Genomic DNA, 496 nt, shown 5'->3' on the forward strand with positions numbered 1-496 from the left:
GTTCCACTCCGGCGACCTGGTCACCCGTGACGCCGAGGGCTTCATCACGGTGGTGGACCGCATCAAGGACGTCATCAACACCGGCGGGATCCTCGTCGCCTCACGCGAGGTCGAGGACGCGATCTACACGCACCCCGCGGTCGCGGAGGTCGCGGTCATCGGCACCCCGGACGAGAAGTGGATCGAGGCGATCACCGCGGTCGTGGTGCTGCGCGAGGACGGCGAGGTGACGTCCGAGTCGCTGATCGCGCACGTCAAGGAGCGGATCGCGCCGTTCAAGGTGCCCAAGCGGGTGGTGTTCGTCGAGGAGCTGCCGAGAAACCAGAGCGGCAAGCTGCTCAAGCGGGAGCTGCGGACCGTCCGGTCCTGACCGTCCGCGACGGGCCTGCGCGGAAACGGCGCAGCCGGCGGGGACCGTGTGGGAGGGTGGCCGGACGAAACCGGAAGGGGCAGCCGTGAGCCGCACGATCGTCCGCAAGGTCGGCATCGCCGCGGC

At 69.8% G+C, this 496-nt stretch carries 1 protein-coding gene; it reads left to right on the forward strand.

Features of this window, described 5'->3' with window-relative positions; genetic code table 11:
* Positions 1-370: AMP-binding enzyme (locus AC1DYG_RS19395; RefSeq protein ID WP_477641487.1), on the forward strand; the 370-nt coding region annotated here is incomplete at its 5' end.
* Between the last annotated feature and the right edge of the window lie 126 nt (positions 371-496).

The organism is Pedococcus sp. P1_H8 (genome assembly GCF_056405175.1).